Here is a 23,744-nt window from a genome sequence, read left to right as displayed (position 1 = left end):
TGATAAAATGAAAGGGAACGTAAACATGTTAAACTTGATTCGCACCAATAAAGGGAGGGGCAAAATGTCCATACGTCATTTATTTAAGCTCGCTGTCGTTGTCGCTACAGGCTTTTTGAGCGCCTGTAGTACGACGGCAACGGACGTTGCTGATTACCGGGATGGGGGTTCCGGAAACCTGGCGTCCATGGTCAAGGAAGTCAAATCAGACCGACTAAGCGATCCGTTCATCAGGGCCGGGCTTACGGCGCTTGATAAAAAAGATTTCCTGATCGCCAACAAGGCTTTCAACAAGGCCCTTAAATTTGACCCGGCCGATGCCCACCTGCATTTTCTCAATGCACTAACCTACCATCTTCGTTCCGAAGCCGGTGATTCATCGCAGATCGAAATGGCTAAGGTCGGTTATGGGCTGGCCCTTCAATACGATCCCAGTAATTACTGGGCTGCTTACCAGTTGGGACAAATCACGTTTAAGGAACAGCGCTACCGCGAGGCCCAGGACGCCTTTGCCTACACCCTTCTTTACGCCCCGGACAATCCGGAGTTCCTGCGCGCACTGGCGACGGCGTCTTACCATGCACAAGACCTGAAGACGGCATTGGAATCCATTACCAAGGCGGCCCAGATAAAACCAGACGATCCGGACATCACCTACGACAGCGCCATGATAAAAGCCGCATCGGGTAAGTTGAGTGAGGCCAATGTGGACCTGGCTATCTATAATCACCAAACCAAGGGCAAGGACTCATTTCGCAAAACTCACCTGGGCACCAGGATGGGCGAATGGGGACGTTTCCATGAGAAAAAGTCCTACCTTCAGTTAGCGCAATCAACATCCGATATTTTCGGTTCAGCCGCTACCACTGAAGGGGTGAAAGTTGACAGCAACGATAGCTCCGGATCTTCGAGCAGCAGTAAGGCTTCAACGAAAAGAATGGTCCTGGTTGATGTTGTCATCATTCGAACCGAAGAACGTGTGGCAACGAACAAGGGTGTAAACTTATTAAACGGGCTGCAGACGACACTTGGCGGTTCGGTTATTTATAATAAAACTACTTCCCTGAATAACGACGCGACGACGCGTGTTAATTCTGTCGCCTGGACCCCGACGTTGACGTTCATCAGGACGACATATTCGATGAATATTTTCAACGATGTCAACGATCGTAATGAAGTCCTCGCACGACCTACCCTGATTTCACTGGACGGAAAGAAGTCAGAATTTTTCTCAGGCGCCATTTGGCACATTGCCCTGGCTGGTGCCGCTGGCAGCGAAGGCTCGGTTACGGATATTCCGGTTGGTATTAAACTGGATGTAACACCAAAATTCCTGAACAACGACGCTGTCGAATTGAATGTTTCAGCGGCACGGGCCTTTGTTGAGGGACAATCTAGTAACACCTCGTTCGCCAACTTTGCCCAGACAAGCAAAACACTGGTCACGGCCAATGTCGCCCTGAAGTTCGGCCAAACCCTCGTGCTTAGCGGTTTGAGTGAAAAGGAAACAGAAGTCGTGCGCGATGGTGTCCCGCTATTGCAGGATATTCCCATTGTTCAGTACCTGTTTTCCAACGAAGCCACTCTGGACTTTACGAAATCAGTGTTGATCCTGCTGACCCCCCGGGAAGCTCGTTACACTTTTGAAGATGGCACCGATAAAATTGATAAGGCGGTGACTTCTGATAAAGGTTCCAAGCAGGAAAACCTGAAAGAACTTCAAAACCGTGATGACTGGTTCCGCCCGGCTTCCACCGTTGATTCCGTGCTCTACCACTTAAGGAACGGAAAGTTTTTCAAGGAATTCCGTTCCGGTGATGTGAAAATGGAAAAGTGGGATTACCCCGGACGTCTCGAGCGGATGATCCAACGCACGATCCAGTTCATCTACTACTAGGAGGCTGGAAAAATGCGAACGATGATTCGTTTTGCGTTCCTGTTCGTTTTAGCTTCCGCCCTTCCCTTTGGGGGGGCGGAAGCAGCGAATGAATATGACTGGGGCGTTTCTGAAAACATGAAAGCGGCGGTCGAAAAATTTAACAAGACGTCAGATGTGGTCAGTGATTTGCGAGACTATGGTGTTGCCAATGACCATGTCTACGTTAAGGAAACGGATCATGAAACATTGATGCGAATCTACGATTTTCTCGCCTGTATTCAATTGACGAACCCGGATGCTGACATCGAGGTGGATTCAGGGGGTGGCTTCGATATTTCCATCGATAGCATTGCCTTCGCCAATGGCAACTGGCCCGTCGATATTCGTATTTCCGTTGTTAATACCATCGTTAAAATGGAAAAATATGCCGTTTCCATTCTTGAAAAGATCACCGTTGGTTCATTGGTGTTTACCGATGTTGACCGGATGACTCATTCGGTTCAACTGATGACAGCGAAATGCAGGGGTGATGGCAGTTGACCGCGCCAATTGATTTTATGGGCTGAAGGACATTCTTCTTAATCCTTTGCCCTGACACGTGCTTTGGATATGAAGGAGGCCTTATGCACAGCATTATTCAGAAAATTGAACGTTTTGCCCGTAACCCCTATTTTGAAGCCGTTGTCGGTATTGTTCTGCTTCTTACGGGGCTCGCAGAAGCGGGGGAAAGCATCTTTGAAGATATTTTCTCGGGCGAGGTCGGGGCACACCACGGCATTATCCTTTTGGGTTTTGCCCATGCATTCAAGGCCATTCCGTCCATCTTAAGCTCGATGATGCTTTTTGCGGATGCAGAGCGTAAGGAAAACTAAGGCTCGCCTATGCATCTCAATATCGCCCACAAGATTTTTTCCATCGCCGCCGTTGTTCTGGCGTTGATGATCACCGTCGCCGTTTTATCAATCAGGCTGACGGCAAATATCAGCGATGAACTGGACGCGGTCACCGGAAAATATCTGCCGGTCAGCGACGCCATGTCGGAAATCAATGTTCATATTTTGGAACAGGGTGTGGTTTTGCAACGGCTGTTTGTTCTAGAAAATAAAACAGCGATGTCCCGTGGTGGCAAACGTTTCAGGGCGTTGGGTGAGCGGGTTGCCGCCAAGTTTATCGAAACCCGGTATCTGCTGGCAGAGGGTTCAAAAGGACAACGCAAATTCAAGTCCCTCGAAAATGGCCTTACGGGTATCGACAAGGCATACCGGAAATTTGAAGTCCATGGCTGGCGTTTGGTCGAAGCGCGGGAAAAAGGCAATCGGGAAATGTTTGAACAGCTGCTTCCTGATTTAAATAAAAATCAGGATGCCATTGACCAGGCGATTGCTGCACTGCGCCTTCATGTTGAAGAGCTTAACACCGCTGCCGTTCAAAGGGCCGATAGGGATGAGCGCTTCCTGTTAAAGATCAGCATTATTTTGACAGGTCTGGCGATGGTGTTTGGGCTGGGCTTTGCCACCCTGGTGACCCGCGCCGTGGTCAGGAATGTGCGCAATCTTGTGGCCGGGACACAGGCCGTTGAATCCGGTGATCTTGATACGGAAGTGCCGGTCATCACGGACGATGAAATTGGTAAGTTGACGAGTTCCTTTAACACCATGGTGGTTGGCTTGCGCTTAAAGGAACGGATTCAGAATACTTTTGGCAAGTACATGGATCCCCGCATTGTTTCCAATCTTCTCGATAATCCGGAATTTGCCGAACCCGGCGGTGAAAACCGGGAAATGACCGTCCTGTTCATCGACCTTAAGGGCTTTACCTCGATTTCCGAAAAACTGGGGCCTAATGATCTGGTTAAGTTGATCAATGATTTCTTCACCCTGATGACGGAAGCCATTTCTGACAACAAGGGGGTTGTGGATAAATACATGGGCGATGCGGTCATGGCCTATTGGGGTCCGCCCTTCACAGGAGCCGATGAACATGCGGCCCTTGCCTGCAAAGCCGCCCTTGAGGCATTGCGCCGCCTTGAAACGTTCCGCGCGGACGTTAAGACAAAATTGGGCGCCGCCGCGGACGGTCTTGATATTGACCTGCGTATAGGGGTTTCAACAGGTGAGATGATTGTCGGCACCATCGGCTCAAAGGCCTCCATGAACTTCACGGTTATGGGAGATCCGGTCAATCTGGGATCGAGGCTTGAAGGGGCCAGCAAGGCTTACGGGACGCGGGTGCTCATATCCGAGCGCACATGCGAACTAGCGGGGGATCTTTTTGTGACCCGTGAAATTGATCTGATCCGGGTCAAGGGCAAGGCCCTGCCAACCCGTGTCTTTGAACTGATGGCCGAGAGGGGTGCACAACAGGTCCTGCCAGCACCAGCCCTGGATGGATTTCATTCCGGTATCGACGCCTATCGTCATCAGCAATGGGAGACGGCTGAAGTTGCTTTCAGGGAATGCCTGGAATTGTCTCCGGATGACCCCCCATCCGTCGTTTATTTGCAGCGCATTTCCCACCTGAAAGAAACTCCGCCACCTGCAGATTGGGATGGTGTCTGGGTTTTCGAGACAAAGTGAAGACACCCTGGCGGAAGCGGTTGTGGATGATCGCGGGGTTCGGGGTTTTTATTGCCCTGGCACCACTGATCATTGCCCTGATCGGGCTTCTCACCGGCAGCAGTTATCTTCAGACCTATCACTGGTATCTGTATTTTTCCGTTCCCGCCGGTCTGCCCATTGCCTTGATCGCGGGCCTTGCGGCGCTGGTTATAACGTTCCGGGATCGGTAAATTACTTGGTGATGATCTCCGGCCCCGTGAACAGGGTTGGCAACCAGGTCAAATCCACGGAATGTACGTGACCATAATCAGAAACACGAACATGATGCCGACAAAGGGCATTGCCACTTAAAAGAGTCATTAATTCTGCCTCAGGCGCGGATTCTGTCGTTGTTCGGATCCCAGGCCGGTTCGGACAGAACCCGGGCCGTACAGCGCTGACCCATAATCTCAATCTCGATGCTGCTGCCCGGTTCTGCGAAAGCCGGATCAACATAGGCGAAGGCGAGACTTTTTCCTGTTACGTGGCCATAGCCGCCCGATGTGGCGACCCCAATGACGTTGCCATCGCCATAAACGGTCTCCCCGCCAATGACGTCGGCATCGGATGCATCAACCTCGGCATAGATGCATTGTGTGTTAATGCCCTCATCCTTGCGCGCAAGCCAAGCTTCACGGCCTGTGAAATCGCCTTTCTTGTCATCGACAAAACGTTCGATGTCGGCCTCCGCCGGGGTGATCTCTGTGGTCAGGTCCGCACCCCATCCCTTGTAGGCTTTTTCCATGCGTAAGCTGTTGACGGCGTAGACACCGAAATCGGCTATTCCGTGCTTTTCGCCTTCCGCAATAATGGCGTCATAAAGCTCTTCCAGTTGGGCCATCGGACAGTGAAGTTCCCAGCCCAGTTCACCGACATAATTCACCCGCAGGGCCCTGAGCAGAATATTGGCAACCGCCGATTTGCGGGCACTGAACCAGGAAAATTCTTCATTGGAGAGGTCAGTGATCGTTAATTTGGACAGCAGTTCCCTTGATTTGGGCCCAGCCAACACCAATACACCCCAATAATCAGTAACGTTGGTGATGGTGACGTCCTCGCCGTCCTGAACCGCGTTTAACAACATATCCAGATCGCGCAACTCGCAGGCGGCGCCCGATAACAGATAGAAATCATCTTCGGCCCAGCGGGTCATGGTGAATTCGGCTGCAATCTTGCCGCCTTCAGAAAGACCGTGGGTGAGAACCACCCTGCCATCTTTTTTCGGAATCCTGTTGGCCGTGACGCGGGCAAGATAGGACATGGCGTCGGGGCCGGTAACGGCGAACTTGGCGAAACTGGAAAGGTCGAGCACCCCGACCCGTTCACGCACCGCTTTGCATTCCTGGCCAACCAGCTCGAAAACGTTGTTGCGTCGGTAGCCGTAATTTTCCTCGCGCCCGTCGGTTGAAAACCACTTTGGGCGTTCCCAGCCAAAGGCCTGGGTGTAGACGCAACCGCGATTTTTTAATTTCTTGTAGAGCGGGGTTACGCGTTTTTCACGGCCGCCTTCCAGTTCCAGACCCGCCACAGGGCAGGCATACATACGGTTATATTCCTCGAACGAGGTTTCGCGGACGAAAGCCTCATCTGTCCAGGAGCCGAAGCGACGCGGATCGAATTCAACCATATTGATTTCGGCATCACCGTGAACCATCCATTGGGCCAGATACTTGCCGCAACCACCGCCCTGGGCGATGCCGACGGAAGAGCCTGTACACATCCAGAAATTCTTCAGGCCCGCGGCAGGGCCAAGCAAGGGGTTGCTGTCGGGTGTGTGTGAAATAGCGCCGTTGACGACCCGCTTGATGCCTGCTTCAGCCCAGATCGGCATCCTTTTCAGGACGGCTTCAAGATGCGGCATGGAGCGTTCAAAATTGCCCTCAAATAACTCGCTTTCGGATTCCCATTCCGGATATCCGTGCGGGGGCCAGGCTTGTTCCGCCGTTCCCTGGGCAGTTTCGTAAACGCCGATCAGGCCTGATTTTTGTTCCTGGCGATAATAACACGACGCTGCAGGATCGCGGATGACAGGCATTTCCACATCGCTCTGGACGAACTCCTCAATGGGATCGGTGACAAAATATTGATGCAGCATGTTGATGAACGGGGCTTCGCTGTCGACCCATTTCATAACCTCGTTGGCGTAGCAGCCAGCAGCGTTGACCACATGTTCGCAGGTGATGCTGCCTTTCTCGGTTACCACTTCCCATTCGCCATTCTCCAGGGCTTTAATATCCGTGACCCTGTTACGTAAGGATAATTCTGCGCCCATCTGGCGGGCCCCGGCGGCCAGTGCGTTACAACCGCCAGCGGGATCAATGTGGCCGTCCATGGTGGTGTAAGCCCCGGCGATGACGCCTTCGGTATCCAGATACGGGATGATGTTTTTAATTTCATTGGGACCGATGATTTCCATATCGTAGCCGATGTTGGGGGCCATACCGGCGACCCGCCTGAACCAGTCAACCTCAGGTTCAGTATAGGCCAGGCGGATTCCGCCACAGCCGTGCCAACTGACATATGTCCCGGTTTTCTCCTCGAGCGTCGGATAAAGGGTGTTTGAATAGTGATGAATCTTGGCCATGTTGTAGCTGCCAATGAAACTTGGACACTGACCCGCAGCGTGCCATGTCGAACCGGATGTCAGTTCGCCCTTTTCGATCAGTATACTGTCGGTCCAGCCTTCTTCAGCCAAATGATAAAGCAGCCCGCAGCCCAACATGCCGCCGCCGATAATGACAACCCGTGCGTGATTTTTCATGATGTGCCCCTATTTAGATTTGAACCGCTCACTGAGTGGCAGTTTAACATTGAATTTGTCGCGGATAGCTTGATCCAGATCAGTCGAGATATGATCGGGCCAGTGATTGTCGAGAAGGTTTTGGCTTTCGACGCGGGCCCGCTGAACAACGCTTTGGCTTCCGTTCTCTGTCCATTCGTTGGGGCTCATGCGGTCACCGACAACCGGATACACATAGTCGCTTTGCATACGCTCAATGGTCTGGTTGTGTCCAAGATAGTGGCCGGGTCCGCGCTCGCAGGTCTCTGAAATGACATCCAGCGACAGCGTCTCATCATTAACATCAATGCCACGGATGGTGCGCTGGACGGCGCCGATGGTGTCATTGTCGATGACCAGGCTTTCATAGCAGAACGCCAGCAGGGATGCGTGCATACCTGCCGATTCCTGAATCAGGTTGGTTCCTGCATTGGCGACCAGGGCGTGGTTGTAACCTTTTTCAGAACCCGATTGGGCATCGGGTATTTTTGAATCGGTCATGGCCGATGCGACAGAGGTCGGCAAATCATAGAACCGCCCCATTTGCCCGGCCGCCGACATCAGCAGTGCCTGCTCGCCGCTACCCCCGGACATGGAACCGGTGCGCAAATCCGAAACAAATGGCCAAATACCGATCATGCACTTGGCCTTGGGCACAACCGCGTTGATATAGACAAGCCCCATCAATGTCTCGGCCGTGGCCTGGACAACCGCACCCGCCAGTGCCGCAGGTGCTGTCGCCCCGGCTTGTCCGGCTGATAACAGCAGCACCGGCATACCACCGCGCGCCGCCGTCTCAAGGATTGCACAGGCATTGGCCTCAAAAGTCATGGGCGGGACGACGAAACAGTTGGATTGGCTGACAAAGGGCCGCTCCCGCCATTGTTTCTCGCCACCGGCGATCATGTGCAGCATTTCCAATGCCTCGGTCACATGGGCCGGATTGACGAAACTGGTGCCAACATGTTTTGAGGTGCCGCTGACGCAGGCGTAAAGGGTGTTAAAATCAAGGTCGCGACTGGTTTCCGTATCACGAACCACGACCGGACGCTGGCAATAGTGAATATGCTCCAGGCCATCAACCATCCTGGCGATGTCGAACAAATCCTTCATCGTCGATTCGCGAAAGTCTCCGGTTTCGGCATCGACGATATTGATTGCGGCCCCGCCGGTGCCAAAATAGAGGCGCTTGCCATGGGGCGACATATCATATTCGGGCTTTTGTCCGCACAACTGAAAATCCCGATTGGCATTCGCAATGGTGTCTTCGACCAGCGCCGGGGGCAGTCTTAAACGGCCATCGTCGCCCATAACACCACCGACCGCCGTAATCGCCTCGACACAAGAAGGCGGGGCTTTTGAAAAGCCGACGTTTTCGAGCACATGCAGGATGGCGTGGTGAATTTTTTGAACATCGGGTTCGCTTAAAGGCCGGTAGTTGCCGTTTTCCATGCCGGGATGGACGGGGCGGGCGTCGCGAGTCAGGGGTTGGGCTCTTAATGCCTGTCTGGCGGAACGGCCGCCACGACGGCGGCTAAGGTCGGGGGATGCGGACGTCATTCAAAAGCCTCCATGAAAGAATAAGCCTGACTGCGTATTTGTATTGAAGACTTTACGTTAATAATACAAACACCGTTTAACAGTGCGACGTAATTAAGTACATATGACGACGCTGCTAGCGTTTCAAAATTTTGGTTTCAGATAAATCAATCTCTCCAGATCGGGTTGGTCCAGGCCCTGCGATCCTGTGCATCCCTGAGCGTAATACGAAAATAGCTGTCCTTGAAGCGCGATAACGGCAAGCGGCAATGGGTCATTCCTTCGCCATTTTTTTGCACAGATAGGGCTCCCCGCCCGACAGCCGAAACAAAGTCGACCGGTGTGCAATCAATATCCACGTGACTCTCACTGATGCGAACGTCGAGAATTTCCGGCCCCTGACTGGAATAGTAACGGCCGGCTTTAAGGGACTGAACGATCTCATCGGGATCAAGGTTGCTGGCGTGGACCTGAACCCAGCCGCCGAAACTGTCATGGGTCATGTGGTGGGCGTCATCAGTGGCGAAGCCGCTCAGTCGCCAGCCTTCGTTCAGCAGGCTGTCGCAAAACCCCCAGTCGGATCCCCTGTCAACTTCAACATGGGAGCCATGGTTATAAATTTCGATACCGTGGGCGCATGCTATGGAGCGGGCATCTTCCAGGGTCAGGCCATACCAGGATGGATGAACGATACCGATAAAGGCGCCAGCCTTGGCGGCGCGAGAGGCTATTTCCGGTCCGGTTTCGCCATTTATCGGGGGTGCGAAATCCAGCGGCAAGCCAACGGCGAGGATGTGCCAGATCTCGCCAACCTGTGTTTCGGGCACATGCAGTTCAGCGGAAATCAGGGTGGTGAAATCCTTGCTGCGATAGGGCGTCGAATCGGCAACGGGGAAATCGTATTGCTCCATGAAGTGTTCGCTCAGGGCGAGAAAATCATAACCGGCTTTTTGGTAATGGGTGACCACCTCGGCCGGTGTGAATTTGCCATCCGAAAGTGTTGAATGGGTGTGCAGGTTTCCCCTGAAGAACTGACCCGGCTGTCCAAAAGGCAGGTTTTTCATTTTCATGTCCCCGGATGCGAAATCCTTGCTGAATTAATGATGCTTTGTTGCCTTGGGTCAACTTAAAAAATCGATAATTTTTCTCTCGTCATGTGGTGTTCCTCGCGATAGGGTTTCAAGCATAAATTTTCCCAAGGGATGTCCTGGCAGATGCTGCAATCCATAAGGTCCGTCGCCTCGTTGTTGTTAAGCTACGGGCTGCTTTTATTGGCCAACGGCATGTTCGCAACTCTGTTGGGATTGCGCGCCAAACTCGAAGGCTTTTCCACCGAAACGGTCGGCTTCGTTATGGCCGGTTTTTTTATTGGCCTGTTGGCGGGTGCACTTTATGCCGTCAGGGTGGTTTCGGCGGTGGGGCATATTCGGGGATTCGCCGCCTTCGCCTCGATCATGTCTGTCGCCGTGCTGGGTCATGTGTTGTTGATTGACCCCTTTGCCTGGTTCTTCTTTCGTCTGGCTGCCGGATTTTGTATGGCTGGTATGGTCATGGTGGTTGAAAGCTGGCTTAACGAGCGGGCGACCAATGAAACGCGCGGCCAAATTTTATCCATATATATGATCACCAACTATCTGGGTTCGGGCATGGGGCAGTTCATGGTGAGTGTCGCCGATCCGGGAAAATTCCAGTTGTTTGTTGTCGCTTCTATCGTTTTCTCCCTTGCCCTGGTGCCGGTCCTGCTAACCCGGGCAAGCGCGCCCAAACCCGTCACCCCGCAAAGGATGAAATTTCGTGACCTGTATGGCATTTCCCCGTTAGCGGTTATCGGCACCATCAGTGCCGGGATGGTTAATTCGTCCATCAACAGTATGGGGCCGATATTCGCAAAAGACAGCGGACTGTCGTTGCTGGGTGTTTCTACTTTCATGGCTTGCATCATCATGGGCGGTATGGTGTTGCAGTTTCCCATAGGACGCCTGTCGGATAGATATGACAGGCGAACCATTTTGCTCATTGTTACGGTTACAACCGTTGCCGCGGCTCTTGCCGTTATCTGGGCAACCGGCCAATCGCCGATCTGGTTGTATGTCGTTGGGGCCTTTTTCGGTGCTTTTTGTTACACGGTCTATCCCTTGTGTGTGGCCCAGATTAATGACATGGCCGAACCCGATAAACTGGTTCAGGTGGCAGCCGGGCTGCTTTTTGCCTATGGGGCCGGAGCCAGCGTTGGTCCTATCGTCGCTGCGCAAATGATGGGAAAATTCGGGCCTGAGGGGATGTTTATGTCAAGTGCTGCGCTTACGGGAATGCTGGCCCTGTTCACCGCCTACAGAATGTTACGTCGGGATCGCCATGATCAAGCCAAGGTGACGTTTATTCCACTTGGCGGAACTGGCGTTTCGAGTAAACAGCTGTACGCGGCCGCCCTAAAATCAATTTTACCATCAAGAAAAAATAAGACATAATTTCAGACGATGGATTTCTTGTTTTTGCCATCATTCATTCATGAGTACTTTTTACAATGACGCGTTTTTCCGGATGGAATGTTTTTTGGAACGGGTTGACCGGTCAAACGGGTTGGCAGCGCCAATGGCGCGACCCTGAACCAAAATCACACTATGACGTGCTAATTGTCGGGGCCGGGATTCACGGTCTGGCGACGGCGTATTACCTTGCCAAAAATCACGGCCTAAAAAACATCGCGGTGCTTGAGAAAGGCTGGCTGGGTGGTGGCAATGCCGGGCGCAATACGACGATTGTCCGCTCAAACTACATGATGCCGGGCAATCGTGAGTTTTATGAGCATTCGTTGAAGCTGTGGGAAAACCTCAGCCATGACCTGAACTATAATGTGATGTTCAGTCAACGCGCCCATATCAGCCTGTTGCACAGCCCGGCGGCAAGGGATGCCGCAGCCCGGCGTTACAACACCATGCGGCTGACCGGATCTGACGGTGAGCTTTGGAATCTGGATACCCTGAAGGCCAACGTGCCGCTTCTTAACTACAGCCCGGACGCACGCTTCCCGATCACCGGGGCTGCGGTGCAAAAGCGGGCAGGAACGGCTCGCCATGACGCAGTCGCCTGGGCCTACGCCAGGGCCGCCGATCAGCTGGGTGTCGATATCATCCAGAATTGCGAAGTCACCGGGGTGACCAGATCCAACGGGCAGGTCGAAAGCCTTGAGACCTCACGCGGAACCATAACGGGCAAGAAAGTCGGTTTTGCGGTTGCCGGCAATAGTTCACGCCTGTGGGATATGGCTAGCCTTGGCACCTTACCGATCGAGTCTCACAAGTTGCAGGCTTTCGTCAGCGAACCGTTAAAGCCACTACTTGATCAGGTTGTTGTTTTTGGTGTCGGCGGCGCTCATTTCTATATTTCCCAGTCCAACAAGGGCGGCATGGTTTTTGGAGGTGATCTGGATTGGTACAAGTCCTATGCCCAGCGCGGCAATTTACCGATCGTTCAGGATGTCGCCGAATGCGCCATGTCGATCCTGCCCTGCCTGGGCCGGGTTCGCTTGCTGCGCCACTGGTCCGGGGTGATGGATATGTCCATGGACGGATCACCGTTTATTTGCAAGACACCGCTGGAAAATCTTTATCTGAACGCGGGCTGGAACTATGGCGGTTTTAAAGCCAGTCCGGCATCGGGTTGGTATTTTGCCGACCTGATCGCCAATGACCGCCCCCACCCGTTTATCGTTAATCATGATCTTAAACGCTTCGAGCGTGGTTACAATATTGACGAGCGCGGCGCCGGCCCTGACCCGAAATTGCATGGTTGAGGATGTAACACCATGATTCGCATTCCATGCCCCTTCTGCGGCGAGCGCGACCACAGCGAATTCAGCTATGGCAGCGATGCCACGATTGCGTACCCCGCCCTTGATGCGCCCATCGCGGAATGGCACAACGCGGTTTTCCAGCGCCAAAACATTTGCGGTATGCAGCTTGAGACCTGGCAACATCTAAACGGTTGCCGCATGTGGCTGGTTGTCGAGCGCGACACCATGAGCCATGAAATTCGTTCCGTGCGCCCGGCCCATGCCGGCATGGCCAAAGCGCTGGAGGACGAGACATGAGCGCCCGGCGTCTCCCCACAGGTGGTCGGGTCGAGCGCTCAAAGCCTCTTTCCTTCAAGTGGGATGGCCGGGAGTATTCCGGGTTCGCTGGCGACACCCTGGCCTCGGCCCTGATGGCCAACAACCAGCAGGTGGTTGGTCGCAGTTTCAAATATCACCGGCCGCGTGGTGTGATGTCCGCCGGGGTCGAAGAATCAGGGGCTATCGTCAGTATAGGCGAGGGCGCTCGTCACGATCCCAATGTCAGGGCGACGACGCAACAGCTTTACGATGGTCTTGTTGCCCGTGGTCAAAACGCCTGGCCCAGCGTCGGTTTTGATTTTGGTGCGGTGACCGGCTTGTTCAGCCGGTTCTTTGCAGCCGGATTTTATTACAAAACCTTTATGGGCATCCCGCCATTTGAATGGGGTAGCGGCAGGGGTACGGGCATCTGGATGGTTTACGAAAAACTGATCCGAAAAGCCGCCGGTATGGGCGACGCCCCCAGCGCCCCTGACCCGGACAGTTACGAACACGCCCATGATCATTGCGACGTGCTGGTTGTCGGTTCCGGGCCGGCGGGCCTGAACGCCGCAGTCGGGGCCGCCAGGGCAGGGCTCGATGTTATTCTGGTTGAGCAGGACTTCGAGCTTGGCGGTGATTTACTGAACCGGTCGGACAGCGAAGCAGAAACCAAACGGACTAATCTGATCGCCCTGATCAAGGCCGTTAATGTGCGGATTATGACCCGGACCACGGCTTTTGGATTATACGAATACGGCGTCGCCGGCCTGCTTGAACGGGTCACCGATCATATGGCATCAGGCTCGCAGAATTTACCCCGTCAGCGATTTTGGACGGTGCGGGCGAAAAGCACCATTCTTGCCACCGGCGCGCTGGAGCACAGTATCGCTTTTGGCGATAACGACAGGCCCGGCGTGATGACCGCCGCTGCCGCAGGCGCCTACCTGAACCGTTATGGTGTGTTGGCTGGTGAAAACATTGCTATCGCCACCAATAATGATTCGGTTTATCAAACCGCTGGTGACTTGAGCCGGGCAGGCGCCAGGGTGGGCGTGCTGGATGCCCGCAAAGTGGTATCCCATGCCCTTTGCGAGGCGGCTGAAAGGGACGGCGTCACCATACAACTGGCGACAGCGCCGATGAAAGCGCTGGGGACAAAAGCGGCTTGCGGCCTGAAAGTAGCCATTGCCGATGGTGAGGGCTGGAAGGCCGGGGGAGACCGGGCTTGCGATCTTGTCCTCGTTTCAGGTGGTTGGTCACCTGTCGCAAGTTTGCTTTCCCACCGGGGCGGCAAACTGTCCTGGGATGTTGAAAACGCCTGTTTTATTGCCGAGGAATTTAGCGACCGTATCCACATGGCCGGATCGGCGGCAGGGATATGGAACCTGGACGACTGCGAAGTCTCCGGCATGGTCGCCGGGACGGCGGCAGTGAAGGATTTTGGAAAATCCGCACCCTCTATGGCAGCACCTATGGTCGGCGGCTGGGAAAATCCCATCCGTCCGCTCTATGAAGTCAAGGTTGCGGGCAAAAAGCTTAAAAGCTTTGTTGATCCTCAACATGACGTCACCGCCGCTGATGTGCGTCTCGCCCACCGGGAAGGCTTCGTATCGGTCGAGCACCTGAAGCGTTATACGACCCTGGGCATGGCCAGCGATCAGGGCAAGATGGGCAATATCATCGGATTGGCACTGATGGCCGAGGCTTTGGGAAAGCAGATACCGGAAGTCGGCACCACGACCTTCCGCCCGCCATACACGCCGGTCAGTATTGGCGCTTTGTGCGGACGAAATTCGGGTGGTCATTTCCGGCCCTTGCGGCGCACCCCCATGCATGACTGGAATCTGAACCATAACGCGACCATGACCGATGCCGGATTGTGGCAGCGACCCTGGTATTTCGCCCGCGACGGGGAAACCATTACCGAGGCTTATATTCGCGAGGCGACGACAACACGAAGCACGGTTGGTCTTTGTGATGTCACCTCGCTTGGCAAAATCGCCATTCAGGGGCCCGACGCGACGGAATTGCTCAACCGTGTCTATACCAATCCCTTCGCCAAGTTGCCTATCGGCAAAGCCCGTTACGGTATCATGTTGCGTGATGACGGGCTGGTCATGGACGACGGGACGACATGGCGTTTATCCGAAACCGAATATTTCATGACCACAACGACCGCCCATGCGGGCAAGGTGATGGTCTGGCTCGAAGAATTGCTGCAGGTCCGCTGGCCTGATTTGAAGGTTCATGTGACCTCTGTCTCCGACCAGTGGGCGGGCTGCGCTGTGGCGGGTCCAAAATCCCGCACCTGCCTTGCAGCCTGCGTCGAAGACCCGGCGGTGATGGAAAATGATGCGTTCCCGTTTATGGGGGTTATTGAAACCACGCTTAAGGGCGGTATCGCGTGCCGCATTGCCCGGATCAGTTTTTCCGGTGAAATGGCTTTCGAGGTCTACGTACCCTCCGATTACGCAAACGCCATGATGGAAATGTTATGGACCCAAGCGCAACTGCTGGATGGGTGCCTGTACGGGACAGAGGCTCTGGGCACACTGCGCATTGAAAAAGGTCATGTTACCGGCGCCGAACTGGATGGTCGCGTCAGCATTGATGATGCCGGGCTTGGTAAAATGGCATCGGATAAAAAGTCCTATATTGGCGATACCCTTCGCAAGCGCCCCGAGATGCTGCGTGAAGACAGGCCCCGGCTCGTGGGTGTTTTCCCCAAGGATCGCTCGCAAACATTTAATGGCGGCGCGCTTCTTTGCAAGGCGGACACGGTTTCCGGCTTTGGCGAAGGCTGGATAACCGGGGTCACCCATTCGCCGGAACTGGGCCACTGGATTGGCATTGGATTTGTTTCGGGTGGTCATGAAGCCTGGGCAGGACAAACGCTGGTCGCCGCCGATCCTTTGCGAAAGGGCAATGTCGAGGTCGAAGTGGTCTCGCCACACATGGTCGACCCTGGCGGGGAGCGGATGCATGGTTGAACGCGTTTCTGCCTTAAGCGGACATTATTCAAAAACCGGTCACGACGATAGCGAGGTGACGTTGGCCGAAATGGTGGGTTTGTCACTCATTCAACTGGCGGCCTGGCCCGACACATTGGGCTCTGTGGCTGTCAAGGCAGCGGACATTATTGGGGCAGAGGCGGCGCCCGGTCCGGGCCGGGCTGCGGTGACGCAAAAAGGAACACTTTTGCGCATTGAGCCTCTTAAATGGTGGCTTGTTGGATATCATGATTTTGAGTTATCTTCTGCCCTGTCAGCAGCGCAAGGGGCGTCTCTTGACTTGTCGCATTCGCGTAGCCATCTCAGGATTTCCGGGCCGCAGGCGGCGATATTGTTAAATCGTCATCTGCCACTGGATTTACGAGAGGCCGCTTTTCCCCTCGGAGCCGTTGCCTCAACCGCTTTTCACCACACGGGCGTAACGCTATGGCGCTCTGAACAAGGATACGAACTTTTATTACCCCGCGGTTTTGCTCTTTCCCTGTGGGAGTTGTTGCGTGAAAGTGGTGCACAATTTAACGCTGAAATCGCTTAGATAATTTTAGGAATCAAAGAAACACTATGATTGATAATGACATCATTCGCTCGCAGATCGGAAACGTTCTGACCGAAGCCACCATTACCGAATTGCCCAATCATTACAAAGGCAAGGTCCGTGACACCTATGTGCTGGAAGATGGCCGCATGGTCATTGTCGCCACCGACCGCCAGAGCGCTTTTGACAAGAACCTCGCTGCCGTTCCCTTTAAAGGACAGGTGTTGACCCAGACCGCCCGCTTTTGGTTTGAGGAGACCAGCGACATTTGCCCCAATCATGTCATTGAATACCCCGACCCCAACGTTGTCGTTTGTAAAAATCTCGAGATGCTGCCGGTCGAAATGGTCGTCCGTGACTATATGACCGGATCAACCAATACCTCGATTTGGCCCATGTACCGTGATGGTGCGCGACAGATGTACGGGGTGACGTTTCCGGACGGGCTGGTTAAAAACCAGAAACTCCCGGCGACCATTCTGACCCCGACAACCAAAGCCGCCCAGGGCGAGCACGACGCGCCGGTAACCCCGGCCGAAATCGTCGAGCAGGGCTTGTTATCGCAAAGTAGATGGGATGAACTGGCCGAACTGTCTCTCTCCGTTTTCGCACGGGGGCGAGAGCTTGCTGCGGAGCGGGGTTTGATCCTGGTTGATACAAAGTTCGAGTTCGGCCTTGATGAAAATGGTGACGTTTGTCTGGCCGATGAAATTCTGACCCCGGACAGCAGCCGCTTTTGGCTTAATGACAGCTATGCTGCGAAGATGGCGGCGGAAGAAAACCCCGACGGTCTGGATAAGGAATTCCTGCGTTTGTGGGTCAATGCCCGTTGCGATCCCTATAAAGACCCGATCCCGGAAATTCCCGATGAGACACTGGTTGAATTTTCCGGTCGCTACATTCGCCTGTACGAGACCGTTACCGGGAAGGATTTTACCGCCGAGGGTAGCGATATTCAGGTGCTGGAGCGCATCAGGAGCAATCTGGCGGCTTATTTTTAAATCGGCTGTTTTTCTGATTGACCCGACTACGACTTCATAGTTGAGAGTGATAATCCTTCAATCTTGAATCAGGATAGGATTTATCATGTCAAACACTGCCGGTGCCTGCAAAACTGTCTCTCATCGCTTTAGCGTCAATGCTACGGCTACGGAAATTTTCCCCCTGCTTTGTCCCGTACGCGAATACGACTGGATTGAAAGCTGGTCGTGTCGGCTTATCCATTCGGTATCAGGATTTGCCGAAGCCAACTGTGTTTTTGAAACGGATTTCCCTAATGCGGAGAAAGAAACCTGGCTGATCAATCGTTACGAACCGCCACGCGCCATTGAGTTTGTCAAAATGGCGGCCGACCTGTACGTGGTTAAATACGATCTTTCTTTGTTGCCAAACGATAATGGAACGACCGATATGGTTTGGGCCCAGATGCTCATTGGTACAAGTGATGCCGGAAACAGCTTTGTCGAAAATTTTGACGTGGACGGCTATCATGAAAAAATGGCTATGCTGGGAAAAATGCTCAATCATTACCTTTCGACCGGCCAGCGAATGAGTCTGGCTGCTTAAACACGAAAGACGCCATGACAAGTATTGGAGAACTCGCCCGTCGCTTCGGGTTGTCGCGCAGCACCCTGCTTTATTACGATAAGGTGGGGGTGCTGTGTCCGGCAGCGCGAGCGGAAAATGGCTATCGGGCATACAGTGAAGCTGATTGCAAGAACCTTGAGTTGATCTGCCTGTACAGGAAGGCGGGTCTGCCGCTGGCCGGAATTAAAAAGATTATTGATTCACCGGAGAGGATCCCTGATCAGGCGTTAAACAGGCGTTTGGCGGAGCTGGAAGAAGAAATGGCCGGTCTTCGCGGGCAGCAACAACTTGTCTTAAGTTTGTTAAAGCGTCAGCCGCCGCAGGATCTGGGGGTTATGGATAAAAAACGCTGGACTGCCTTGCTGGTCGCATCGGGCTTTTCAGAAAAAGACATGCTGGCCTGGCATAGGGGTTTTGAGAAAAGCGCCCCTAAAAAGCATCAGGCTTTTTTGCAGTTTCTGGGAATTCCGGAAGATGAAATCAGGCAAATCCGTGCCAGGTGCGAGCACACCTGAACCCTTTTAATTGCCGTACTAATTATCCCTATTGACAGTAGGCTTATTGCGTTGCATTATGTTGTTGCAATTGCAAGTCATTCTCAACTATAAACCTGTGCTGAGGATAACGAAGGACACTTAATCATGCAAACCCCCTGGAAATGCGGCGTCACAGCACTTTTTGCCATCGTGCTGGCCCATTCATCAATTGCCCACGCAGCAGAAAACGAAGTCAATCTTTATTCAGAACGTCAGACCTTTCTGATTGACCCTTTGCTCAAAACCTTCAGTAAGGAAACCGGCATCAAGGTTAATCTTGTCTACATGAAAAAAGGGATGCTTGAACGGCTTAAACTCGAAGGTCGCAACAGTCCTGCCGACGCGATCCTGACCAGTGATATCGGCAATCTTCACAATCATGCCAAAGCGGATTTGCTGCAAGCGGTCGCCTCGTCTGTTCTGGAACGTAATATTCCGGCCAACCTTCGCGATCCGGGCGGCCTGTGGTTCGGATTGACGGTGCGGGCCCGGGTTATCTTTGCTCACAAGGAAAGAACGAAACCCGGCGAGGTTACGTCTTACGAGGATCTGGCCAGTCCTGAAATGGCGGACCGGATTTGCACACGTTCGGGCAAGCATATCTATAACATCTCGCTTTTGGCATCGATCATCGCGGCCAAGGGTCGCCAGGAAGCCCTAAACTGGGCGCGCGGGCTTAAAGCAGCATTGGCGCGCCGGCCTCAAGGCAATGATCGCTCGCAGGTCAAGGCAGTGTTTGAGGGTATTTGTGATTTTGCCCTTGGCAATACCTATTACATGGGCAAGATGGCGACCAATGAAAAAGAACCTGAACAGAAGCAATGGGCGAATTCGGTAAACATCATTTTTCCCAACCAGAAAGGCAGGGGAGCGCATGTTAATATCAGTGGCGCCGGTGTGACAAAGAACGCAAAAAATAAAGCCAATGCTGTCAAACTGATTGAATATTTGAGCAGCGACGCTGCGCAAAAACTATATGCCATGGGTAACTTTGAATATCCGGTGAGGGCGAACATCCCCCTACATCCCCTGGTCGCCGGATGGGGCCAGTTCAAGGCCGACACCGTATTCCTTGCGGCCATAGCCGAAGCGCGGACGGAGGCTTCAAAGATCATGGATGAAGTCGGATTTAATCAATAAATGACGACCAGCCAAACCCTTGCAGGCAATACCGGGTGGCGCTTGAAAATAGATGGCTGGACGTTAGGCACAGCAGCAGTTTCGACGGCCGTTATGCTGCCGATTGTTGCGGTCATTATTCTTGCCTTCACGCCGGGCGATGATATCTGGGGTCATCTGACGTCGACGGTTCTGCCGCTCTATATCACGACCACCGTGCAGTTGATGATCGGTGTCGGTACTGGAACCTTTTTCATTGGTGTGGGCGGTGCCTGGCTTGTTACCATTTACCGGTTTCCGGGAAAGCGGTTTTTTGAATGGGCGTTGCTTTTGCCCATGGCCATGCCTGCCTATGTTATCGCCTACGTCTATACGGACGTTCTGGAATATGCAGGACCGGTGCAGGGGGCGCTCAGGCATCTGTTTGGCTGGACATCCATACGACAGTACTGGTTCCCGGAAATTCGCTCTCTGGGGGGCGCCGTCTCGATGATGACACTGGTTCTGTACCCCTACGTATATTTGCTTGCGCGGGCCGCTTTTCTGGAACAGTCCGTCGGCGTTCTTGAAGCCAGTCGGGTGCTTGGGCGCAGCCAGTGGCAAAGTTTTTATTCCGTCGCCCTGCCGCTGGCCAGGCCAGCTATTGTTATCGGGCTGTCGCTGGTGTTGATGGAAACCCTAAATGACTTTGGCACCGTCGATTTTTTCGCCGTCTATACCTTCACCCTTGGTATCTTTGATGTGTGGATGAATATGAGTAACATCGCCGGAGCCGCGCAACTGGCCTCGTTGATGCTGTTGTTCGTCATCGCCCTTGTCCTTGCCGAACGCTTTGCGCGCCGTAAAAAGCGTTTTCATCAAACAACGACAACCTACAAGAACTTACCGGGTTATAAGCTCGGCAGTATTAAGGGCTTGCTGGCAACCGTCGTCTGCACCCTGCCGGTGGTGTTGGGATTTGCCCTGCCCAGCATCGTACTTGCAACATATGCTGTGATCCACTTCGATGGGGATGTCGTTGTCCAGGTGATTCAGACGGCGGGCAACTCATTGTTGCTATCGGGTACGGCGGCATTGATCGCGGTTATTGTTGCCATCTTTATGGCTTATGGGGTCCGTATCAAGGGTGGCCCGGTCTTGAAAGTCATGACCCGAATTGCCGCCCTGGGTTACGCCGTGCCCGGCTCGGTTCTGGCTGTTGGCGTGATCGCCGTTTTGGCGTCCCTGGATAATTCCATCGATGGCTTCATGCGCCAGCACTTCGGTTTTTCCTCAGGATTACTGTTTAGCGGCACCGTGGCGGCGGTTATTTTTGGCTATCTGGTCCGCTTTCTTGCGCTTTCATTTGGTACGGTCGAGGCCAGCCTGACGAAAATAACACCGAGCATGGACGGCGCGGCGCGCACCTTGGGGCACGGCCCATTTGCCACCCTGCGCCGGGTCCATCTGCCACTGATGAAGACATCCATATTGACGGCGGGAATGCTGGTCTTTGTCGATGGCATGAAAGAACTGCCGCTGACGATCATCCTCAGGCCCTTTAATTTCCAGACCCTGGCGACATACGTTCATCAGTTTGCCTCTGACGAGCAATTGGGTGAGGCTTCGCTTGCCGCCCTGGCGATCGTTGGTACCGGTATTATTCCGGTTATTCTGCTAAGCTACGCGATTAGAAAATCAAGACCGGGAAATGAAATCGCATGAAGGGTCTTCTGATCCACGGTGTCAGCCATGCTTATGGCGATCACAAGGTTCTCGACAAGGTCGCCGTTGTGGTTCCGGCTGGCGAACTGGTATGCCTTTTGGGACCGTCAGGCTGCGGCAAGTCGACACTGTTGCGCCTCGCCGCGGGCCTTGAAGTCTTGCAGGAAGGCAGCATTGTTATCGATGATGTCACCGTTGCATCAAACACTGTCCACATGGAGCCCGAAAAAAGGCGCATTGGCTTCATGTTTCAGGACTATGCACTGTTTCCGCATTTAAGTGTTCTCGACAACGTCATTTTTGGGATGGTCGGATCAGCACCCGCCAAGGCCAGATCAAGGGCCATGGAAATGCTTGATCAGGTCGATATGGTCAATCAGGCATCGAAGTACCCGCACATGTTATCGGGTGGCCAGCAACAACGTATCGCCCTGGCCAGGGCCCTGGCCCCGGAACCGAAATTGTTGCTTCTCGACGAGCCGTTTTCGGGCCTTGATACCAACATGCGGGCCCGCATTCGCGAAGAAACCCTTGGTGTTCTGAAACAATTCGGCGTCGCCACCCTGATGGTCACCCATGACCCGGAAGAAGCCATGTTTATGGCCGACAGGATAAAAATTCTCGGCAGCGATGGTCGTATCCTGCAGGCCGCCCGGCCTCATGAAATCTACTATCACCCCAAGCATGAATTCGTCGCCAAGATGTTTGGATTGATGAACCGTTTTGACGGTGTTGTCAGTCATGCCCAGGTCCAGACGCCGCTTGGCAGCGTCGCAGCACCCGATATGGCCGATGGCACAAAGGTTCAGGTTCTGATCCGTCCGGAAGGCATCGTCCTTGAAAGCCATGAGGATGCAAGCGGCACCGCCGTTGAGTTGTTATCGACCCATTTGCTGGGTCATGATAATATTGTTCGAGTGCGTCTGGCGTCGGGATCATCAAGCGAGCTTTATGTTCGCGTTCATCATGCTTTTGAGCCCGAACTGGCGCTGGGAATAAAGGCGATAATCGATCCTGATTACGCATTTGTTTTCCCGCTTGATGGGGAAGAAAGCGGATCATCCTCTCTGGTGAAAGCAGCGCAGTAATGGTTGAACTTACAGCATCCTTCGAGTTGGAATCGGAAGCTCTTGATAAGGATCATCAGAAGATGATTGATCAGGTCAATGCCATTATTAAAAAAGTCGATGCTGGCAGTACGGATGATTGCCAGGCCCAGGTGGCGGAATTTGTAGCCTTGTCAAAGCGTCATTTCGCCCGCGAGGAGGCGCTTCTGGTTTCCGTAAATTATCCTGATGTGGAAAAACACCGCAAACATCATCTGGATTTGAACGACAAGCTCGACCACATGCTGGAATTTGCCAAAATGGCATCGGAAAATAACATGGCCTGTGAAAGCCTGAAAAAGGAACTGGTATATTTCATCATGGATGACGTCATCACCGCCGATCTGGAATTCAAGGAATTCCTTTCGCAGACTTAGAGCATGTGGACATCGCGCTGCGGGTAGGGGATGGAATAGCCTTTCTCATCAAGGCATAACTTGGCGTCGCGGGTCAGGTCCGTAAGCGTTGCCCAGTAATCGCCGGAATTAACCCAGCTTCTTAAAGTCAGATTGACTGAATTGTCGGCCAGTTCGGTAACAAAAACCTGGGCTTCAGGATCTATAAGAATGCGCGCGTCAGCATTCATCAGACCCACCATCTCTGCCATCGCCCCCTTCAGATCGTCGTCATAGCCAATGCCGATGACCAGATCAATGCGGCGTAGGGGGTTGCGGGAATAATTGGTAATAGTCGAATTCCAAAGGCTCGAATTGGGGGCGGCAACGAATAGGCCGGCTGGGGTTTTGAAACGGGTCGTAAACAGGCCGATCTCCTCGACCGTCCCCGACACACCTCCGGCATCGACATATTCCCCGACGCTGAAAGGGCGCAGCAGCAAAAGCATGACACCGGCGGCAATGTTGGACAGCGTTCCTTGCAGGGCAAGACCGATGGCCAGACCGGCTGCGCCAAAGACGGCGATGATGCTCGTTGTTTCAACCCCGAAGCGGGCCAGCACGGCGACGATGACAAATGCCAAAATGACATAACGCACACTGTTGGAGAGGATTGGCTTGAGCGTGTCATCGATACGCGGAACCCTTCCCAAGGCGCTCAATGTCAAGCGCCGGGCCCAGCCTGCTGCCATCCAGCCGATAATCAAAATGGCGATGGCACCGACAATGTCGACGCCGTAACCAAGGGCCAATTCTTTTAAGGTATCAATAAATTTAAGTGTGCTGTCTTCCATGTTTCCGCCGGCAGTTATTGGTTTCCAACTTGTAAATGTATAGCCTGAACCCCAATTTTTTATAAGGGTA

21 protein-coding genes are annotated in these 23,744 nt (G+C 53.4%); 17 read left to right on the top strand and 4 right to left on the bottom strand.

Features of this window, described 5'->3' with window-relative positions:
* The first annotated feature begins 64 nt into the window (after positions 1-64).
* From HOL66_00510 to HOL66_00490, 5 genes are all read left to right on the top strand, one after another.
* Positions 65-1,897: a tetratricopeptide repeat protein gene (locus HOL66_00510; GenBank protein MBT5242705.1), complete on the top strand. Its 1,833-nt coding sequence runs from the start codon at positions 65-67 to the stop codon at positions 1,895-1,897.
* 12 nt (positions 1,898-1,909) lie between these two features.
* Positions 1,910-2,419 (top strand): hypothetical protein, encoded by a 510-nt coding sequence (locus tag HOL66_00505; protein MBT5242704.1) that lies wholly within the window; start codon positions 1,910-1,912, stop codon positions 2,417-2,419.
* A gap of 83 nt (positions 2,420-2,502) precedes the next feature.
* Entirely contained in the window at positions 2,503-2,751 is a 249-nt protein-coding gene (locus HOL66_00500; GenBank protein MBT5242703.1) for a hypothetical protein, read from the top strand.
* A 9-nt stretch (positions 2,752-2,760) separates the two neighbouring features.
* Complete coding sequence (locus tag HOL66_00495) at positions 2,761-4,455, top strand: HAMP domain-containing protein (GenBank protein MBT5242702.1); 1,695 nt, start codon at positions 2,761-2,763, stop codon at positions 4,453-4,455.
* A complete protein-coding gene (locus HOL66_00490) occupies positions 4,452-4,667 on the top strand; it encodes a hypothetical protein (GenBank protein MBT5242701.1) in 216 nt (71 codons plus the stop codon). The genes HOL66_00495 and HOL66_00490 overlap by 4 nt, the downstream gene beginning before the upstream one ends.
* A gap of 140 nt (positions 4,668-4,807) precedes the next feature.
* Here HOL66_00490 and HOL66_00485 read toward each other — a convergent pair whose 3' ends face one another.
* From HOL66_00485 to HOL66_00475, 3 genes are all read right to left on the bottom strand, one after another.
* Entirely contained in the window at positions 4,808-7,237 is a 2,430-nt protein-coding gene (locus tag HOL66_00485; GenBank protein MBT5242700.1) for an FAD-dependent oxidoreductase, read from the bottom strand.
* A gap of 9 nt (positions 7,238-7,246) precedes the next feature.
* Positions 7,247-8,815 carry a methyltransferase gene (locus HOL66_00480; protein MBT5242699.1) on the bottom strand — a complete coding sequence of 523 codons (1,569 nt, stop codon included), beginning with the start codon at positions 8,813-8,815 and terminating at the stop codon, positions 7,247-7,249.
* Between the two features lie 146 nt (positions 8,816-8,961).
* Positions 8,962-9,858, bottom strand: coding sequence for a CehA/McbA family metallohydrolase (locus tag HOL66_00475; GenBank protein MBT5242698.1), 897 nt, complete (start codon positions 9,856-9,858; stop codon positions 8,962-8,964).
* Positions 9,859-10,008: 150 nt separating this feature from the next.
* On the opposite strand from HOL66_00475, the gene HOL66_00470 reads away from it, so the two are divergent.
* The 12 genes from HOL66_00470 (at position 10,009) to HOL66_00415 (ending at position 22,862) form a co-directional block, all read left to right on the top strand.
* A complete protein-coding gene (locus tag HOL66_00470) occupies positions 10,009-11,262 on the top strand; it encodes an MFS transporter (GenBank protein MBT5242697.1) in 1,254 nt (417 codons plus the stop codon).
* A gap of 56 nt (positions 11,263-11,318) precedes the next feature.
* A complete protein-coding gene (locus HOL66_00465) occupies positions 11,319-12,587 on the top strand; it encodes a sarcosine oxidase subunit beta family protein (protein MBT5242696.1) in 1,269 nt (422 codons plus the stop codon).
* A 12-nt stretch (positions 12,588-12,599) separates the two neighbouring features.
* Complete coding sequence (locus tag HOL66_00460) at positions 12,600-12,884, top strand: sarcosine oxidase subunit delta (GenBank protein MBT5242695.1); 285 nt, start codon at positions 12,600-12,602, stop codon at positions 12,882-12,884.
* On the top strand, positions 12,881-15,877 hold the full coding sequence (locus HOL66_00455; protein MBT5242694.1) for a sarcosine oxidase subunit alpha family protein: 2,997 nt from the start codon (positions 12,881-12,883) through the stop codon (positions 15,875-15,877). Before HOL66_00460 ends, HOL66_00455 begins: the two co-directional genes overlap by 4 nt.
* A complete protein-coding gene (locus HOL66_00450; protein MBT5242693.1) occupies positions 15,870-16,433 on the top strand; it encodes a sarcosine oxidase subunit gamma in 564 nt (187 codons plus the stop codon). The genes HOL66_00455 and HOL66_00450 overlap by 8 nt, the downstream gene beginning before the upstream one ends.
* Positions 16,434-16,459: 26 nt before the next feature.
* Positions 16,460-17,434: a phosphoribosylaminoimidazolesuccinocarboxamide synthase gene (locus HOL66_00445; protein ID MBT5242692.1), complete on the top strand. Its 975-nt coding sequence runs from the start codon at positions 16,460-16,462 to the stop codon at positions 17,432-17,434.
* 85 nt (positions 17,435-17,519) lie between these two features.
* Positions 17,520-17,999: a hypothetical protein gene (locus HOL66_00440; protein ID MBT5242691.1), complete on the top strand. Its 480-nt coding sequence runs from the start codon at positions 17,520-17,522 to the stop codon at positions 17,997-17,999.
* Positions 18,000-18,013: 14 nt separating this feature from the next.
* A complete protein-coding gene (locus HOL66_00435; protein ID MBT5242690.1) occupies positions 18,014-18,535 on the top strand; it encodes a MerR family transcriptional regulator in 522 nt (173 codons plus the stop codon).
* 126 nt (positions 18,536-18,661) lie between these two features.
* Positions 18,662-19,696 (top strand): Fe(3+) ABC transporter substrate-binding protein, encoded by a 1,035-nt coding sequence (locus tag HOL66_00430; GenBank protein ID MBT5242689.1) that lies wholly within the window; start codon positions 18,662-18,664, stop codon positions 19,694-19,696.
* Positions 19,697-21,379 (top strand): iron ABC transporter permease, encoded by a 1,683-nt coding sequence (locus tag HOL66_00425; GenBank protein ID MBT5242688.1) that lies wholly within the window; start codon positions 19,697-19,699, stop codon positions 21,377-21,379. It abuts the gene before it with no gap.
* Entirely contained in the window at positions 21,376-22,467 is a 1,092-nt protein-coding gene (locus tag HOL66_00420) for an ABC transporter ATP-binding protein (protein ID MBT5242687.1), read from the top strand. The genes HOL66_00425 and HOL66_00420 overlap by 4 nt, the downstream gene beginning before the upstream one ends.
* Positions 22,467-22,862 carry a hemerythrin family protein gene (locus HOL66_00415; GenBank protein MBT5242686.1) on the top strand — a complete coding sequence of 132 codons (396 nt, stop codon included), beginning with the start codon at positions 22,467-22,469 and terminating at the stop codon, positions 22,860-22,862. Before HOL66_00420 ends, HOL66_00415 begins: the two co-directional genes overlap by 1 nt.
* On the opposite strand, the gene HOL66_00410 is transcribed toward HOL66_00415, so the two are convergent.
* A complete protein-coding gene (locus tag HOL66_00410) occupies positions 22,859-23,674 on the bottom strand; it encodes a mechanosensitive ion channel (GenBank protein ID MBT5242685.1) in 816 nt (271 codons plus the stop codon). The two genes, HOL66_00415 and HOL66_00410, sit on opposite strands and share 4 nt — an antisense overlap.
* Positions 23,675-23,744: the final 70 nt, after the last annotated feature.

The sequence above is a fragment of the Rhodospirillaceae bacterium genome (assembly GCA_018662005.1).
Lineage (GTDB): Bacteria > Pseudomonadota > Alphaproteobacteria > Rhodospirillales > JABHCV01 > JACNJU01.
Note: the sequence above shows the minus strand (reverse complement) of the source record. Positions and strands in the feature narration are given on the sequence as shown.

What these genes read in the sequence shown, in the direction of transcription:
- HOL66_00415 (MBT5242686.1), top strand. Translation starts at nt 22,467, where the DNA reads ATGGTTGAACTTACAGCATCCTTCGAGTTGGAATCGGAAGCTCTTGAT.
- HOL66_00440 (MBT5242691.1), top strand. Translation starts at nt 17,520, where the DNA reads ATGTCAAACACTGCCGGTGCCTGCAAAACTGTCTCTCATCGCTTTAGC.
- HOL66_00465 (MBT5242696.1), top strand. Translation starts at nt 11,319, where the DNA reads ATGACGCGTTTTTCCGGATGGAATGTTTTTTGGAACGGGTTGACCGGT.
- HOL66_00505 (MBT5242704.1), top strand. Translation starts at nt 1,910, where the DNA reads ATGCGAACGATGATTCGTTTTGCGTTCCTGTTCGTTTTAGCTTCCGCC.
- HOL66_00450 (MBT5242693.1), top strand. Translation starts at nt 15,870, where the DNA reads ATGGTTGAACGCGTTTCTGCCTTAAGCGGACATTATTCAAAAACCGGT.
- HOL66_00495 (MBT5242702.1), top strand. Translation starts at nt 2,761, where the DNA reads ATGCATCTCAATATCGCCCACAAGATTTTTTCCATCGCCGCCGTTGTT.
- HOL66_00430 (MBT5242689.1), top strand. Translation starts at nt 18,662, where the DNA reads ATGCAAACCCCCTGGAAATGCGGCGTCACAGCACTTTTTGCCATCGTG.
- HOL66_00455 (MBT5242694.1), top strand. Translation starts at nt 12,881, where the DNA reads ATGAGCGCCCGGCGTCTCCCCACAGGTGGTCGGGTCGAGCGCTCAAAG.
- HOL66_00460 (MBT5242695.1), top strand. Translation starts at nt 12,600, where the DNA reads ATGATTCGCATTCCATGCCCCTTCTGCGGCGAGCGCGACCACAGCGAA.
- HOL66_00475 (MBT5242698.1), bottom strand. Translation starts at nt 9,858, where the DNA reads ATGAAAAACCTGCCTTTTGGACAGCCGGGTCAGTTCTTCAGGGGAAAC.
- HOL66_00485 (MBT5242700.1), bottom strand. Translation starts at nt 7,237, where the DNA reads ATGAAAAATCACGCACGGGTTGTCATTATCGGCGGCGGCATGTTGGGC.
- HOL66_00425 (MBT5242688.1), top strand. Translation starts at nt 19,697, where the DNA reads ATGACGACCAGCCAAACCCTTGCAGGCAATACCGGGTGGCGCTTGAAA.
- HOL66_00435 (MBT5242690.1), top strand. Translation starts at nt 18,014, where the DNA reads ATGACAAGTATTGGAGAACTCGCCCGTCGCTTCGGGTTGTCGCGCAGC.
- HOL66_00500 (MBT5242703.1), top strand. Translation starts at nt 2,503, where the DNA reads ATGCACAGCATTATTCAGAAAATTGAACGTTTTGCCCGTAACCCCTAT.
- HOL66_00445 (MBT5242692.1), top strand. Translation starts at nt 16,460, where the DNA reads ATGATTGATAATGACATCATTCGCTCGCAGATCGGAAACGTTCTGACC.
- HOL66_00480 (MBT5242699.1), bottom strand. Translation starts at nt 8,815, where the DNA reads ATGACGTCCGCATCCCCCGACCTTAGCCGCCGTCGTGGCGGCCGTTCC.
- HOL66_00470 (MBT5242697.1), top strand. Translation starts at nt 10,009, where the DNA reads ATGCTGCAATCCATAAGGTCCGTCGCCTCGTTGTTGTTAAGCTACGGG.
- HOL66_00410 (MBT5242685.1), bottom strand. Translation starts at nt 23,674, where the DNA reads ATGGAAGACAGCACACTTAAATTTATTGATACCTTAAAAGAATTGGCC.
- HOL66_00510 (MBT5242705.1), top strand. Translation starts at nt 65, where the DNA reads ATGTCCATACGTCATTTATTTAAGCTCGCTGTCGTTGTCGCTACAGGC.
- HOL66_00420 (MBT5242687.1), top strand. Translation starts at nt 21,376, where the DNA reads ATGAAGGGTCTTCTGATCCACGGTGTCAGCCATGCTTATGGCGATCAC.